Below are 15,960 nucleotides of genomic sequence, written 5' to 3' on the forward strand. Positions count from 1 at the left end.
GATGATGCGTGTTTGTAGTGATAAAACACAGGACCAGGTAATCCTGGTCCTGCTCAAAGCTAGCTTATTTTTTAAGCAACCAACTTTCTACAGCCCGTGAAAAATCGGCCACATCGATTGGATGCCGGCTAGTCACGAGGTTGCCATCGGTGACTACCGGTTGCTCCAACACGGTGCCGCCTGCATTCTTCAGGTCTACCTGGATATTCCAGTAGCCGGTCAGTTTTTTACCCTTCAGAATATCCGCAGAGGCCAGCACTACCGGTGCATGACAGATCGCCGCGATCAGCTTGCCCGACTTGTTGAAGTCCTGTACGAATTTGATCACGTCCTTATCGTACCGGAGATTATCCGGGTTCCAGGCACCACCGGGAATAAATACCGCATCGTAATCAGTGACCTTGATCTGGTCGGCGGTTCGGTCAAACTTGATCCAGCCCACCGGCTGCAGGTACTGAATGGCCATGATATGTGTCTTCGACATTTCCGGATAGCTCAGCCCATACCGGGCGGGTGCCGGGTTGAATTTGGGCGCTACAATGTCGACGGTGGCTCCCAGTTGTTTAAAATACCAGACTGGTCCCGTCAGTTCAATTTCTTCAAAACCATCTGCCGCGATCACGGCAATTTTCTTACCCTGCAAGGTCTTTTTGGTGACGGGGGTAAAGAAAAAAGCTTTCAGGGCTTCGTTGCCAGGGGCGTTCAATAGTTGGGTGACCGGCATGTTGACGACGGCCGCCGAGGTGCCCAATTGGTTGATCACTTCCAGTTCGTGTGACGTCGACTGTGCCTGGGCGGTAATGGCCGCTGATGTGCTGAGCAAACCCGTCAGCATCATCCGATTCATTTGTTTCATTTGCTTATTTTTTGTGTTGATTAAATACTGTTTAATGAGAAGATCAGGGTGCGATCCCAATGAGCCTGTGCAGGCCCTTTTCGAAAGGCTGCTGTTTGATACTGGTATGCAGGTAATCGATCACCGGTTGTATGGGCGGAAAGGTCAGGTGATACTGGAAGGCCGCTTCATTCCTGAATTTTTCATAGGTGACAAACTGGGTGCTGTCATTTTCCAGCTGCGATAGCTGGTAGTTGATCACACCCGGTTCACTGCGGAACTGTGGCATGGCTTGGTGATAGACGGCTTTGAAATGACTGGCGGTGCCAGGTTTGGCATCTACAAACAACATGATCGTCAAAGGCCGGTCTTCCGGAGCCGCCGCCCGGCGCCATTGTTGGGGCGATAGGGGCTCCAGGTCTTTGACCAGGATGAGCCTGGCCGGTTGCTGCAGGGATTGTTGTGATAACGCGGTGATGGTTTTGTACGCGTTGCCATGACTGGCTTTATCGAGTGCTGATTGATTGGTCCATCGTTCAATGATCCACAGTTTCGTACTGTCGGCTTCTTCCTGAAAAGCCTCTGATAAGATATTGCCCGGTGCCTTGGTCGATTCACCGATGTAGTGACGGACTGCCTGTCTGAAGGAGACCAGTGAGGCTGGTTTTACTTCGTACCGGATCAGCCGGGCAGCGGGTGGTTGAGCCATTGCCCAGCTGCCGGTCAGCAGCAGACTCGTCATGGCCATGGTGCGCGTGGCCAGTACGCTTCTCCATCTTTTCATTAACCTGGAATGTTTCATGGTTTGATGTTTAAGTGTGTAAGCATGGTTATTGGCCGATCTTCAGCAGCAATCTGGCGACCTCCTGCGGTTGCGACAGAAAGGGTGAGTGGCTGGTGTTGACGGTGTACACCGTTTTGATAGCTGCGGCAGCGATCATGCGGTCCTGCAGGGCAGGGGAGATGACGATGTCCTGCAGGGTTTTGATGTATACCTTCTCTACGGCCCCAAAATGCTCGGCTGTCAGCATTGCCTGGCTGGTGAAGGGAATAGCTGGTTCTGCACGGTAATGACGCTCTACGAGCTCCTGAACAGCCTTCGGGCCATCGGGAATAAAGAGCTGGAGCAGGCTGTCGCGCCGCACGTCCAGGGTCAGTTTATCGGCAGAAGGTACCAGCACGGGCCCCAGCTGGGAACCGGGATCCGAAAAGGCCAGGTCGGTCAGGGCCTGTCCGGAGGCCGGCAAAAAGGCGCCGATATACACGAGCCGGCTGATCTTTTCGGGCACTTGCTCGGCCACCTGGCTGATGACCATGCCGGCCATGCTGTGGCCCACCAGGATTACTTTACCAGTTGCATTCGCCATCGTTTCGATGACTTTGTCACGATAACTGCCGATACTTAAAGTGTGTGTTGGCGTGTTGTCGCTGCCATGTCCGGGTAGTTCTACCACCAGTACCTGGTGGCCTTTGCTGACGAGGTCCGCCTTGACGGCATCCCATACGTAGGGAGCCTGCCAGGAGCCATGTACCAGTACATAGATACTGGTCTGGGACGGAGAAGATGAAATGGCCGATGCCGCTAATAGCAGGGAAGAAAATAACTGTTTCATTGCTGTTAATTTATAAATGATGTGATGGTATACTATTTCAGTTGCTGTCCCAGCCGGGTTACTTTTTGTAGCCACTGGGCCCGCAGGGGAGGGGTCGATTTACGGATGAATCCAAACGTGCTGAAGCGAATGGGATCGAAACCCACATACCCGAAGACGATGTCTTTGAGGATCTGGTATTGCGATGCCCGGTAGATCAGGTAGAACCACCATTTGGGCGTATCCATCGTGACCAGCAGCCGGAGGCTTTTACCTTTGAGCAGCTTGTCCGGAAACAGCTTGCCCGACTGGTGTTTGAAGGCGAAACCAGGCAACAAGATCCGATCGATAAACCCCTTCAACAGCGCGGGCATAAAGCCCCACCAGTTGGGATACGCGATCACCACATGGTCGGCCCAACGGATCAGTTCCTGGGCGTCCACCAGGTCTTGTTCCATAGTCATGGTATCGCCCTTTTTATAACCGTCGGCCAGGTTGACATCGAAGTCGAGCCGGGATATATACAGGGTTTTACAGGTGGCGCCTGCTGCCAGGGCGCCTTGCCGGTAAGCATCGAGCAAAGCATTACAAAAGGAGGCTTCTGAAGGATGCCCGAGTATGAGTAAGATTTTCTTTGCCATTGCAGTTCGTGTTTGTTTGATACTGCAAAGCTCCTAAGGATATGAAGGGGGCACCTGACACAAATGTGTCAAAAACTATTGATGGGCCAGTTTCTGCCGGATGCGGGTCAATGTTTGCCGCTCGGTACCGAGAAAACTGCAGAGTTGTGATATAGAGATGCGGTTGAATAGCGTTGGTTGTTTGTCGATGAAATCCAGGTAACGTTCTTCCACTGTTTGAAAGATGAAACTTTCAATGCGCGCCTGCTGCCGGTTCAGGATCTCTTCGGAGATCAGCCTGCCGTAACGTTCAAATGCCGGAACATGCTGATAGATCCATTGCAGGTTCTGCCAGCTAAGACAGATCATCGTAGTAGGTTCCAGGCACTGAATGGCATACCGACTGGGCTGTTGTGTCACGAAGGCCGGATAATGCGTGGCATAGTCGCCTTCGGCATAAAATCCAACAGTGATCTCATGACCTTCCTGGTCAATGAAAAAGGAACGTACCAGTCCATGGGCAATATAGCCGATGGCTTTCTGCACTTTGTCTGCCTGAATGAAATAGTCTTTCTTTTTCAGTTCCTGGCTGGTGAGCCTGGCAGCAAACAAGTCCACTTCCTCCTGGGTTAGGTCGGGGCAAACGACCCGTACCGATTGCAGCAGTGTATGTATACCTGGTTCCATGTGCGCGCTTTTTCTTCCCTGCCAAATTATCACAAACTGGCTGTTTTTCAAGGGGCTCTCTGGAATGCCCGGGTCAATCGGTCTGTTCGGGTGCCGGCATATCAAATCCATTCAGGATCATTGCAATCAGGCTATAGCCACCAATCAGAAAAAAAAGCTCCGCCACCGGGTCCTTCCCCAGCACCGTTACAGCGTGCCGGTACGTGGCCTCCGGTACCCCACGCCCCCTGGCCAGCGTGGCGGCAATGATATGGGCGATGTCTTCAGCTGCCGTCAGGCCATAAGGATGACTTCCGGCTGAAAGGGCCGCAATATGGCGGGGCGAAAGGCCGAAAGCAGCCGCCATGATCTCGTGTGCATACAATTCGAACCGCGCACCCAAGGCGCTCCCTACGGTGAGGATCGCTACTTCACGAACCGATTTGGGCAGGGTGGCGTATTGGTCGAGTGTACGAATAAAACTCAGCGCGGGTATGCCAAACTGTGGGTACTGCAGCATGGGAGGAAAAGGCCCCAACAGTGCTCCGGCTGCATTCATCATGAGTACCTGCCCCTGGCTATGGCCTATCAGGTGTGCGATCTCGTCATGCACATAACGGGTTTCGGGAGGTAAGTCTCCCGGAGGTATGGGTTTGATACGCATGTAGGTTGATTAAAGATTAAGAAAGACCGTCGGCAAACTGTCCATCGATCAGGATGAACGCCATGCGGCAAATATGAGCCGAGCGATTGGCCCAGGCATGGTTGGTGCCCCGCTGTACCACGATGTCGCCCGCTTGCAGGGATACTTCATCGTGGTCGAGTACCAGGGTGATCTCCCCTTCGAGCACGATACCGTAATCGATGGTTTGCGTGCGGTGCATCAGGGGGTGTGGTGCGCCCGCTGCAGAAGTGGAGGCTTTTTCGTCACCCATCGACCTGAACTTATCGGCCGCATCGGCACCGGATAGTTTGCGGATCTCTTCACCTTCCGGGGGAAACTCGATCACGCGCAGCCGGGTTCCCTGTTTGGGTGGCGGTAATACCAGGCCTTCTTCATCCAGTGCGCCAGGTTGTGCATGGATGATAGCGGGCGTATGCTGTGTACGCCATATTTCGAAGAAGGTGGGACCCCCGGGGCCACCAATCAATTGCGTATGTACAGGAGGGGCGTCGGAAACTACCATGGCTTTGCCGGTTTCATCGTGACCGGTCACGATCCGCCTGAAGGTGTTGGATGTCTGTGGCATGTTAAAGGGATTTATTGGTTACTGGATTTCTTGAATACAAATACACCGAGGTAATGAAACAGCAGGCCAACTGCCCAGGCTGGGGTCGACCATAAAGGCCAGGGATAACTGCTGTCGGTCAGGTACCACACGAGCCAGATGGCGGGTGTTGTCAGTACGAACACGATCAGGTGGATGCGAAACCCTTTCGCGGGATTGATGGGCGTGTCGTTGTCCCAGTTGGTGGAATGCGTCATATGATTGGTTTTACACCAACTGTCCATATGCATGCCATTCACCCGGGAAAAGTCAGGTGGAGGTATAAGGGGTTGATAATGAGTTGCATTGCCGTGTTGTGTACAGCAATGGCAAACCCAGTGATCCCCGAAATAGACGGGGGAATGTACTGCAGCCCCGAAATTATCGGGTGCCCTTATTTATCGTCGGGGTAATCGATGAAGTCTTGCCGTTTGATGTTCAGCCTGGCCATTTTCGATTCGAGGGTACTGGGTTTGATATTCAGCAGGGCAGCGGCGCCGCCAACACCACGGATACGTCCTTTGGTTTTTTGGAGGATGGCAGAAAGGTATTCCCTTTCGGTTTGTTGCTGAATATGTTTTACTTCTTCGAAGGTATTGACGGTGGTTTTACCGGCAGGCTCAGTGTCTGTCGGGGTAATTTGCCGCATCAATTGTAGCTTTGACCGGCCATCGTTGAGAACGACCGATTGCTCGATGATGTTCTCCAGTTCACGGATATTGCCGGGCCAGTGATAGCCATACATCTTTTCCAGCATGATATCGGCGATACCATGAAAGGGTTTGTGGAGGGCTTGGCAGAATTTGTGGGCGAAAAAGGTGGCTAAAGCCTCGATGTCGTTTTTTCGCTCGCGCAGCGGGGGCAGGGTAAGCGGAAATACATTGAGCCGGTAGTACAGATCGAGCCGGAAATTGCGGGCTGCTACTTCCTGCTCGAGGTTACGGTTAGTGGCCGCCACGATGCGCACGTTTACTTTGATGGGCGCATTGCCGCCCACATACTCGATCTCCCGCTCCTGCAATACCCGCAACAATTTCACCTGCATGCTCAAGGGCAATTCTCCGATCTCATCCAAAAAGATGGTGCCACCTTCAGCCAGTTCAAATTTCCCTTTGCGTTTGTCGATCGCACCGGTAAATGCCCCTTTTTCATGACCAAACAGTTCCGATTCTATCAGGGTAGCCGGGATGGCTGCGCAATTCACTTTAATGAATGGGCCTTTCTTCCGGGGCGATAACACGTGAATGGATTGAGCGACCCGCTCTTTGCCGGTGCCGCTTTCTCCCAAAAGCAGTACGGAAGTATTGTAAGGCGCCACCTGCGCCGCGAGATCCAGGGCAGACAGCAGGGAATGGTGATTGCCGATGATGTCCTTGAAAGGATTTTTGCTGCTGTCTTCTTCCGGGTTGTCTTTCCCTTGACCAGCGCGGCGATTGACCATAACCGCAGCAGTTTCGGTATACACGGTATTGTTGGCGATGGCTTCCAACACGGGCTTTAACCGGTTCAGCAGCACAATATGATCCGTGAGGTAGGTATCGGGTTGACGGCTGTAAAAGAAATAATGCACAGACAAGCCATAGCCCAGCGCGACCGGAAAAACCAGGTACGATTCCAGGTGCAGCATATCCATCCATTTGCTTTGCAACCAATGCTGGTGCGCAACTGCGTCATCCAGTTGATAGATCCGCGCAATGTTTTCGCTGTCGGTTTTACGGAGGAGGGCGGAAAGGCCTTCCTTATCGGACCCGGTCATGTTTATCCATTCCTTTTCTTCGATCAGTTGGTATTCATCAAAGCCCGTACGAACATAGGTGGTATCCGTAAGCTGAGTGGTGTCAAGCGGCCTGATGCCGCCACTGATGCAATCAAAAGGAATATGGGATTGCAGGATTGTAGCCATTTTCAGCAGCGATTGCCGGCTATCCCAGGTGGTGCCGGCGATCTGCGTAAGCTGTTGCTGCAGTTTTTCTTCCCGCCTCAATTTCGATTCCAGGCTATGCTGGTGCAGGTACCAGGCAATTTCCAGCGCTACCAGCAGGTCTTGCTCCCTGATCGGCTTCACCAGGAATCCATAAGGCTCTGTTTTCTTGGCCTCTTCCAGGATGGATTGGTTGGCATTCGCCGATAGGTAGATAAATGGGATATGATCTGCTTTCAGTTCCCGGGCGATATCGATGCCGGATAATTTACCTTTTAGCCGGATGTCGAGTAATACAAGATCGGGGCGGACTAGTTGCATCGATTCTTTGGCTTCGCGTGCTGATGCAGCGATCCCCTGTATGGCATACCCGGCGCCTTCCAGGATCAGCCGCAGGTTGTTGGCGACAATGAACTCATCTTCTACGATCAGTATTTGCTTACTCCTGTTCATTGCCGTGATTGGTTTGTGGGTTGAACCGGATCGTTATATGTAATCCCTGGCGGTTTTCCATCCGCAGCGATCCTTCCAACTGGCGGGTAAGGCCATGCATCAGGCTAAAACCCAATGAATCGCTTTTGTTGATATTGATTGCCTCCGGCAAGCCGGTGCCATTATCGGCAATCTCCAGCAATAGATGGTGGTCATCGGTTTGCTTCAGGCTCACACGGATAATACCTTGCCGGGTTCCGGGAAAAGCATATTTCACGGCATTGACAATGCCTTCGTTGAGGATCAGGCTCAGGGGGATTGCCTGGGCAACATCCAGCCACACCGGGTCGATGTCCTGTTCGATCACAGCGCGCGAACCGGTATCGAAGCTTTCCTGCAGGTAACTGATCAGTTCGTCGATGTACTGGCGCATGTCGATAGAAGCAGAATTGGCCGTTTGATAGAGCTTTTGATGAATGAGGGAAATGGCATGCACCCGGCGCTGGCTGTCATTGATGGCGTTGAGTGCCGCATCGTTATCGATGTATTTGGATTGTGAATTGAGCAGGCTCATGATGATCTCCAGGTTGTTCTTCACGCGGTGATGGATCTCTTTCAGCAGCCAGTCCTTGTCGGCCAGCAAATCCTGCAACTGGCCGTTCTTGTCGGTGATGAGCTGGTTGCTCTTTTTTCTCAACCGGCTCTGGCGATACAACAGTACAGCAATGATCAGCACCGCCGCAATGCCGGCCAGGGTTAGGTTCCTGATCAACCTGGATTGTTTCGCCTGCTTGTTGAGTGCGGTGATCTGGTTCTCTTTTTCCTGCGTCTCGTATACCACCTGCAGTTCTTCCGCCTGCCGGATCTTGGTTACCTGGAAATTGGAATCCAGCAACCTGGCATATTGCCGGTAGTGGGCTACCATCGCCGGTTTGTCGTCCAGGGCAGAATCGATCTGGATCATAAATCGATAGTTGGCTACATCATTCATGAGGCCCCGGTCGGCCGTAGTGGGTGCCGTAAAATGTAAGGCCGCATATTCCCGGGCTTTCTGGTATTGACCGCGTGCAAAATAGATCTGTGCCTGCAACTCATGGATCGAATTTCTCCGGAAGGGCCCCCTCACGGCTTCCATGACGGTTTCCAGTGAATCCAACGCCGGTAGATACCGCTCGGCAGCATCCGGCCGATGCAGGTATAGCTCACAATTGGCGAGGATCAGCTTGTAAAAGAACTGGTCCGCAACGGCGGTCGGTAGGCCTACCCGCTCGGTAACCGTTTTAACCAGCGCCAGGGCTTCCTGCACACGGCCGCTTTCACCCAGCTCGAGGACCAGGTTATTCAACATCAGGTAGGCGGATGGATTACGGTCGATTATAAAGCGGTCAATGGCTTTGCGCGCCATGGTCGTACTGGCCGACGACCGGCCTTCTGCCGTCATCAGCAGCGACATACGACCATAAAAATAACCCCAGGCCAGGCTGTCGCGACAGGCTTCTGCCACCCGGATTGTTTGCCGTAGATAGCGCAGCGGCTCCCCAAATTTTCCCTGAAAGAAGGTGACCATGACCATCGTTTCCGAGTTGTAATGGATATAGGGATAATGGATGGCTTCGCAGAGCGAAAGCGCTTTCCGGAAAATATCGTACGCTTCTTCCAGGGCACCCATTACAATAAGCAGGTAGCCCCGGTCTGTCAGCATATTGATCGCGCCTTCCGTATTGCCCAATTGCAGGTACCGTGTGGCTGCGTCCTGCAGGTCGTTGATCTTTCTTTCAAAGCTGGTAGGGGTAGGCACCGTATACATACCACGGAAGGCGATGACCCTTGCTGCTGTTTCCTGATCTCCCGACTGCCCGCACTCTTTGAGCAGCACTGTACAGATCGAATCGCCCCGCTTGTCATTCCCCTGCAAATAGACTTTGGCCAGCAGGCACAAGGCGATGCGCCGTAGCTTGTCTTCTTTTTGTGTGCGGCTGGTGGCTATTGCCTGGTGCAGGTAATGCGCCGTGCTGTCTTTGTAACGGTCATAGCTGGCCGGCTGAAAAGCATAATAGGCACCCAGCAACAGCAACTGTTGCAGACGTTGGTGGCCGGTAGTGCCGGAAAGCAAACGAACGCCGGTGGCGGCATCGGCCCGGTCGATCCAGCCTGCCTGCCTGGCGAGCTGTTCATCGCCGAACCCTTCTGCCAAAACCGAAAACCGGCTCAGGCCCAATGAACGGGCCGCCAGTATCAAACAGCTATCCTGGTCGGCCAGGGCTTCTTTGCCAACAAAAAGATAGGTGGAGCTAAGCCACAGGTTCAATCGTTGCCAGGAAGGTTTATCGTTGGAGGGCGGATAAAACGTGTAGGTGGCCGCCGGTTGTGATCGGAGGGATAGTGATAATAAAAAGGATAGCGCGCTCAGGAGAATCGCTTTGTGCATGTTTTCCCTTTTTGGGCAGTCTGGTTAATAGGAGTTTGTAGCGGGTACTGGTACCAATAGGCAGTTGTTATTAAGGTACTGCAATTGGAAGTGCCGTGAAATGGGTTATCCATTCACGGCGTGCTTCCCAAGTTAGGCAATTCATAGCTGATGCCAAAAATTGAATGTCTTTTTGACGGTTGTTGACCGCGTCCGTTGACGGTTATACGCCTGCGGCGACAAACCGGTCGATCTGTTCTGCAACGAAGTGGTGGTGTTCTTCAAGCAGGAAATGGCCGCCTTCAACCAGTATGACTTCCGCACCGGGCAAGTCTTTCGTATAGGCGTTGGCGCCGGGGGCAATGAACATGGCATCGTAGATACCCCAGATCACCAATGCCCGCGGCTGGTGTTGCCGGAAATATTGGTGCCATGTTTCATACAGCGCAATATTGCTGCCATAGTCCCGGAATAAAGCCAACTGTATAAGATCGTTGCCAGGCCGGTTGAGGTAGTACTGGTCGAGGCTGTAACTATCCGGACTTACCTTACTGGCATCACCAGCCCCATGCAGGTATTGAAACCGGGTAGCGTCGATGCTCAGGAAGTAGCGGGCCCTTGCTTCGTTGGCTGGTCCCGCATCCTGAATATAGGCTGTCAATGGTTCCAGCAAATCACCCAGCCCTTCCAGGTAGGCATTGGCATTTTGTATAATGAGCGAGCGGATCAGCCCGGGACGGCGGGTGGCGATCCGCATACCGATCGGACCACCATAGTCCTGCATGTATAAGTGGATCGCTTCCAATTGCAGCTGATCGATGAACCGTTCAATGACGGTCGACAGGTTATCGAAGGTATAAGCGAAAGTTGATATGTCGGGCGAGCTGCTTTGACCAAAGCCCGGATAGTCAGGAGCAACAACATAATATTTCTCCGCGAGTGCTGCTATCAAATCGCGGTACATATGCGAGGAGGAAGGAAAGCCATGCAACAACAGCAGGGTGGGTTGCCCGGGTAAGCCTGCCTGGCGGTAAAAGAGGGAAACGCCATCGATGTCGATCGTTTTGTACAAAACCTGTTGTTTCATATTGAATCCGTTTTTAGTGTGTCAAAAAAGGTACTACCTGGCATCGGCCTTAAACCTGCCCGCATCCACATCCAGTAAGAAGGTGGTGAGTGCCTGGAAATAACGTGACTGGTCGTCGTACATCGCCATATGACTTCCTGCAGGACACAGGTAAGTCCTGGAGTTCGGAAGCAACCGGCCTTCCCGGCGCATACTTTCCGGGTTCATTTCATCTTTTTCACCGCCCAACACCAGCACGGGCGTCTTGATAAGAGGTAGTCTATCCCAGAATTCCCAGTTTCTGAAATTACCGGTAACATGAAATTCATCTACGCCCTGCATCTGCGTGTAGATGGTGGGATTTACTTTTTTGAATGCCCGCAGCAGCGGCTCCGGCCATTGGTCCAGCGGCAGGCGGCAAACCACCTGTGCATACAGTTTGTTCATCAGCAGTTCCGAATACAGGGGCGAGGTATACTGCCCGAGCCTGTCCAGGGAATCGAATACCATTCTGTCTCTTTCGGAAAAGAGGTTGTGCTTAAGTGTGTCGAGGTAACTGGTAAAGTCATTCATGCCGGCTGTCATATTCGAGAATACCGCGCCTTTCACGGCCGAAGGATATTTGGTCAGGTACTCCATCGCCAGCAACGCTCCCCACGAGTGCCCTACGAGATAATATTGATCGAGGCCCAGCCCTTTCCTGACCTGTTCCACCTCTTCCACGTACCGTGCGATATTCCAAAGCGACGTGTCGGTGGGTACATCTGAATAGCCGCTTCCCAGCTGGTCGTAATAATAGATCTCCATACCTGCCGGCGGGAGGAAGTCCTGGAAGCATTCCATATAGTCATGCGAAAAGCCCGGGCCACCATGCAGCAACAATACTTTGATGTTGCCCTTTCCGATCCGTTGGGTCCACACTTTGTATTTACCGTCTACGGTGATTAATCGATTGCCGCCCGTCAGTATGCTGTCTGTAGCGTGGACGTTTGAAGTGGCGTATTGTTCCTGGCGACGGCCGCAACCGATCAGGGCGGCCAAAACCAACAGTTGAATAGTGTATTTCATGTGCATTGATGAAAGAGCGTCAAAGGTGCGCCCGGTAGCCGGTATCGTAAAATCACTGGAATCATAGCGGCTGTTAAAAAAATAATAGCCGGCTATCAGTCGCGCATTGCGCTTTGTATCCGTTGCTATCAGAAAAATGCGTAGCAGTATTAGTCAGGTGATTTGCCAGTTGGTTGTCAGCAATACAATTTTGTGTCACACAAGCACCCACTATGATCATTCATAAATTTCTTTCCTTGTCTTCGATGTATGCCTTTACCGGACGGGTACTGTGGTGGCTTGCCGGATGGGTAACACTGGTCGCAGTAGTCTATCACTATACCGGTTGGCCATTTATGGCAATACCCTGGTTGCCACTCTCCCTGGTGGGCGTTGCGGTGGCTTTTTATGTAGGCTTCAAAAACAGCCATGCCTATGACAGGCTGTGGGGCGCCACCCGCATTTGGACGGGTATCGAGAACAATAGTCGCAAGATGAGCACGATGATCAAGCATTACCGGTCCGACGATCCTGCTGCGGACGACAGCCTTACCCTGCGAAAGGAACTGATCTACCGGCACATTGCCTATCTCTATCAATTGCGCGCGCAGTTGCTGGAGCCTGCTCCCTGGGAGCACGTCAGCCTGGGACATGCCTGGGGGATGCGGTACAATAACCGGCGCAGGCATGAACAACTGAACGCGCTTTTCCGGCAGGAGTTGGCAGAGGTCGACGGACGCCCTTATTTGTCGGCCGCGGAGTGTGCCGCCTTGGAAGGGTACGCCAACAAGGCCGCTCAATTGCTGGATCAGCAATCTAAAACGGTCCAGGAGTTGTATCGGCGCAAGGCGATCAATATGCTGCAGCAGGCAGAGTTGCAGGGCGCCATCGGACGTTTTTATGATGCACAGGGCGAGGCGGAGCGGATCAAGCAAACGCCTTTTCCCCGGAAGTATGCCAGCTTCAGCTTTGCCTTCGTTTGTATTTTTCTCTTCTTACTTCCCTTTGGGGTGATCGGCGCTTTCAGTGCATTGGGCGCGGCTGGCACCTGGCTCAGTATACCCATTGGCATCGTCATCGGTTACATCTATGCAGCGATGGAAATGGTTGGCGACTATTCTGAAAATCCCTTTGAAGGGTTGCGTAACGATGTGCCCATGCTTTCTATCTGCCGGTCAATCGAGATCGACCTGTTGCAAATGATGGGCGATACGGGGGTGCCTGCCCCGATTACACCGAAAGGAGAAGTGTTGTTGTAACGGATTTAACTATTCACCATTTTAATTTTTTGAGCATGAAAAAGAGATTGTTTTTTGTGGGCGCAGGACTGGCCATGTTAAGCCTGTCGTTTGTCGTCAGCACCTCAGCCACGCGTTCCGCTGCGAACGGACAACCAGCCGATAAACCAACCATCGTATTGGTACATGGCGCCTTTGCCGATGGATCGTCCTGGAATAAGGTCATCCCGCTGCTGCAAAAGCAAGGTTACCAAACCATCGCCGTTCAAAACCCGCTGACATCGCTGGGAGAGGATGTAGCATTTGTAGAGCGCGCCATTGCCGAGGCGCCGGGTAAAGTAATATTGGTAGGACACTCCTGGGGTGGTGTCGTTATTACCCAGGCAGGCAACCAGGAGAAGGTAGGCGCATTGGTATATGTCGCGGCTTATGCACCGGATGAGGGGCAAAGCATCGAAAGCCTGCATAAAGAAGCAGCTGCCCAAAAGATCCCTGAAGTACCCGGCCTGGCAGATCCCGTGGTGACGGATGGCTTTATCCGGTTGAAGGAAGACGCGATCATCCAGCACTTCGCTCAGGACCTGCCTTTGCAGGACAGGAAGAACATTGCCGCCGGCCAGGGACGTTTTCATGTAAGCACGATCGGGGCAAAAGTATCCAATCCGGCATGGAAGGCGAAGCCAAGCTTTTATGTGGTAGCAGATAATGACCATATGATTCCCCCGCAGCTGGAAAGCAATATGGCCAAGCACATAGGCGCCACTACTTACCACGTACCCGCCAGTCATGTCGCCATGTTGGCCAAGCCCGATAAAATAGTTGAAGTGATACTGGAGGCTGCCAAAAAGCAATAAGCCATCGCAAATTTCAATTTGCCAGTGTTTTGGTGATGAAGTCCGGCCATGGTAGCGCAATAAATGTTACATGATTTTCTTTTATCATTTTTGCTGTAAATGGTATAAGTTTGCGGTAACAACCATGCTACTGTGGCCGACTTGACCACCCTCCCAGACGACTTCATACCTTCTCTTTCTGTAGGCGATCCTGCCGCATTGGACATATTGATCCGATCTTATTACGCTGTCCTGTGCCGTTTTGCGGAAAACTTTCTACCCGATGCTTCCCTGGCTGAAGATGTAGTACAGGAAACCTTTATTAAGTTATGGAAGTCAGACAAGTCCTTCACATCGACCGAAGCGCTTAAAGCCTATTTATATACCATCACCCGCAATGGTTGCCTCGACCTGATCAGAAGCAGAAACCGTTTACACAACAGGCACCAGCAATCAACGGCCAGTCAGGAGCCAGTGATGGAGTCGGTGCTGTCTGCCATCATCCGGGCCGAGTCGCTGGCTGCGATCTACCAGGTGGTCAACGATATGCCGGAAAAGATGCAGCAGGTATTCTTCCTGAGCTATGAGGAAGGAATGTCTGTAAGCCAGATTGCTGCCCACCTGGGGATGAACCTGAAAGCCGTCAAAAAGCAAAAGTACAAGGCCCTGGTGGCGTTGCGTAGCCGTTTTGCCAAACAAGAAAAACCACTATTGCTTTTATTGCAGGCCCTTGCCCTGCTGGGGGAACGGCACGCTTAAAAAAATTACTACCACCCCGGGGTCGAACCGGGGCGTGCGGCGTTATATAAATACCATCATGCAGTTATGACGGAATCCAACGAAAGCGAATTACCCTATATCCAGGCGATCCAGCTGGGTATACTGGTACACAAGGTGCGCGAGCAGGAACCATTGACGGACGAAGAGCAGCAACAATTGACTGCCTGGCTGAACGCCGATCCCGGCCGCGAGCAATTGCTGGCAGAACTGGTTGATCGCACACAGGTCCTAGCAGCTTTGAAGTCGATGACAAAGTTTGACGCCGACAAAGCCGTGGCCGCCATTTTTACCGCGATCGACTCACCGCCTGCCCCGGTCGTCAAATCCTGGAAGCGCTGGATAAAACCCCTCGCTGCGGCGGCCTCTTTGCTATTGCTGGCCGGCGCCGGCTGGTGGTTGTATGAGCGACAGCGCGGACCGCAGCCCGGTGATGCCACGACAGCCGGCATTGTACCCGGCTATACAAAAGCAGTGGTAAAACTCGTCGATGGCCGGGAGCTGGCACTGGACAGTCTGCAAAACCTTTCCTTGGGCATGCAGGGAACCGCCCGCCTGCTACAGGATCATGGCCGGCTGGTGTATACCACAACGGGTGCTGGACCTGTAGTCTACAACTCCGTCATTACACCACGGGGTGGTCAGTACCAGGTCTCCCTGGCAGATGGTACGCAGGTATGGTTGAATGCAGCTTCATCCATTACCTACCCAACCACCTTTGGGGGTAATAAACGGGAAGTGACAGTAACCGGTGAAGCATTTTTCAGTGTTGCCAAAGATCCCTCCAAACCATTTTTTGTAAAAACCGGCGCTATGCAGGTACAGGTTGTGGGCACCGAGTTCAACATAATGGCTTATCCCGATGAAGCGGCCATCCGGACAACACTGGTGTCGGGTGTCGTAAAAGCTTCCAATGGCAGGCAGGAGCTGACCCTCCAGCCCGGTGAGCAAGCGGTACTGTCACGCCAGTCTGACAATTTGCAAACCACCCGATCGGGTATCGACGAAGCGGTAGCCTGGCGTACCGGTAAGTTCTGGTTTGAAGATACCAATATGGCGGCGATCATGCGCCAGGTAGCCCGGTGGTACGATGTGCAGGTCGAATTCCGCGGTAAGGCATCCGATATAGGATTCAGCGGGCAGATATCGAGGCAGAAACAATTGGCCGACCTGCTGATGATCCTGTCTGCCACCCGCGAGGTTCATTTCGAGATCAAAGACAACAAGACCATCGTAGTGATACCCGGACCTCAATAAA

General features: G+C 52.7%; 16 protein-coding genes. 4 read left to right on the plus strand and 12 right to left on the minus strand.

Annotated elements, in window-relative coordinates; translation table 11 throughout:
- Positions 1–64: 64 nt before the first annotated feature.
- The 12 genes from P2W70_RS11365 to P2W70_RS11420 form a co-directional block, all read right to left on the minus strand.
- The gene (locus tag P2W70_RS11365; RefSeq protein ID WP_276481578.1) at positions 65–856 is read right to left on the minus strand and encodes a DJ-1/PfpI/YhbO family deglycase/protease; all 792 of its coding nucleotides are present in this window, start codon (positions 854–856) and stop codon (positions 65–67) included.
- Between the two features lie 43 nt (positions 857–899).
- The gene (locus tag P2W70_RS11370) at positions 900–1,619 is read right to left on the minus strand and encodes an antibiotic biosynthesis monooxygenase (RefSeq protein WP_276481579.1); all 720 of its coding nucleotides are present in this window, start codon (positions 1,617–1,619) and stop codon (positions 900–902) included.
- A 46-nt stretch (positions 1,620–1,665) separates the two neighbouring features.
- The gene (locus P2W70_RS11375; RefSeq protein WP_276481580.1) at positions 1,666–2,448 is read right to left on the minus strand and encodes an alpha/beta fold hydrolase; all 783 of its coding nucleotides are present in this window, start codon (positions 2,446–2,448) and stop codon (positions 1,666–1,668) included.
- Positions 2,449–2,480: 32 nt separating this feature from the next.
- Complete coding sequence (locus tag P2W70_RS11380; RefSeq protein WP_276481581.1) at positions 2,481–3,068, minus strand: NAD(P)H-dependent oxidoreductase; 588 nt, start codon at positions 3,066–3,068, stop codon at positions 2,481–2,483.
- Between the two features lie 75 nt (positions 3,069–3,143).
- Entirely contained in the window at positions 3,144–3,734 is a 591-nt protein-coding gene (locus P2W70_RS11385; protein ID WP_276481582.1) for a Crp/Fnr family transcriptional regulator, read from the minus strand.
- A 73-nt stretch (positions 3,735–3,807) separates the two neighbouring features.
- Positions 3,808–4,377 (minus strand): carboxymuconolactone decarboxylase family protein, encoded by a 570-nt coding sequence (locus P2W70_RS11390; RefSeq protein ID WP_276481583.1) that lies wholly within the window; start codon positions 4,375–4,377, stop codon positions 3,808–3,810.
- 16 nt (positions 4,378–4,393) lie between these two features.
- Positions 4,394–4,963, minus strand: coding sequence for a cupin domain-containing protein (locus tag P2W70_RS11395; protein ID WP_276481584.1), 570 nt, complete (start codon positions 4,961–4,963; stop codon positions 4,394–4,396).
- A gap of 11 nt (positions 4,964–4,974) precedes the next feature.
- Positions 4,975–5,199, minus strand: coding sequence for a 2TM domain-containing protein (locus P2W70_RS11400; protein ID WP_276481585.1), 225 nt, complete (start codon positions 5,197–5,199; stop codon positions 4,975–4,977).
- A 176-nt stretch (positions 5,200–5,375) separates the two neighbouring features.
- A complete protein-coding gene (locus P2W70_RS11405) occupies positions 5,376–7,355 on the minus strand; it encodes a sigma 54-interacting transcriptional regulator (protein WP_276481586.1) in 1,980 nt (659 codons plus the stop codon).
- Positions 7,342–9,762: a sensor histidine kinase gene (locus P2W70_RS11410; protein WP_276481587.1), complete on the minus strand. Its 2,421-nt coding sequence runs from the start codon at positions 9,760–9,762 to the stop codon at positions 7,342–7,344. The genes P2W70_RS11405 and P2W70_RS11410 overlap by 14 nt, the downstream gene beginning before the upstream one ends.
- Positions 9,763–9,964: 202 nt before the next feature.
- Positions 9,965–10,828: an alpha/beta fold hydrolase gene (locus P2W70_RS11415; protein ID WP_276481588.1), complete on the minus strand. Its 864-nt coding sequence runs from the start codon at positions 10,826–10,828 to the stop codon at positions 9,965–9,967.
- A 33-nt stretch (positions 10,829–10,861) separates the two neighbouring features.
- Positions 10,862–11,875 carry a proline iminopeptidase-family hydrolase gene (locus P2W70_RS11420; RefSeq protein WP_276481589.1) on the minus strand — a complete coding sequence of 338 codons (1,014 nt, stop codon included), beginning with the start codon at positions 11,873–11,875 and terminating at the stop codon, positions 10,862–10,864.
- Positions 11,876–12,087: 212 nt separating this feature from the next.
- Here P2W70_RS11420 and P2W70_RS11425 point away from each other — a divergent pair, with 212 nt between their 5' ends.
- The 4 genes from P2W70_RS11425 (at position 12,088) to P2W70_RS11440 (ending at position 15,959) form a co-directional block, all read left to right on the plus strand.
- A complete protein-coding gene (locus P2W70_RS11425) occupies positions 12,088–13,113 on the plus strand; it encodes a bestrophin family protein (protein ID WP_276481590.1) in 1,026 nt (341 codons plus the stop codon).
- A gap of 35 nt (positions 13,114–13,148) precedes the next feature.
- Positions 13,149–13,946, plus strand: a complete 798-nt coding sequence (locus tag P2W70_RS11430) for an alpha/beta fold hydrolase (protein ID WP_276481591.1) — start codon at positions 13,149–13,151, stop codon at positions 13,944–13,946.
- Between the two features lie 132 nt (positions 13,947–14,078).
- Complete coding sequence (locus P2W70_RS11435; protein WP_276481592.1) at positions 14,079–14,684, plus strand: RNA polymerase sigma factor; 606 nt, start codon at positions 14,079–14,081, stop codon at positions 14,682–14,684.
- Positions 14,685–14,750: 66 nt separating this feature from the next.
- Complete coding sequence (locus tag P2W70_RS11440) at positions 14,751–15,959, plus strand: FecR family protein (protein WP_276481593.1); 1,209 nt, start codon at positions 14,751–14,753, stop codon at positions 15,957–15,959.
- Position 15,960 lies beyond the last annotated feature (1 nt).

The sequence above is a fragment of the Paraflavitalea pollutisoli genome, assembly GCF_029360705.1.
Classification (GTDB): Bacteria; Bacteroidota; Bacteroidia; order Chitinophagales; family Chitinophagaceae; genus Paraflavitalea; species Paraflavitalea pollutisoli.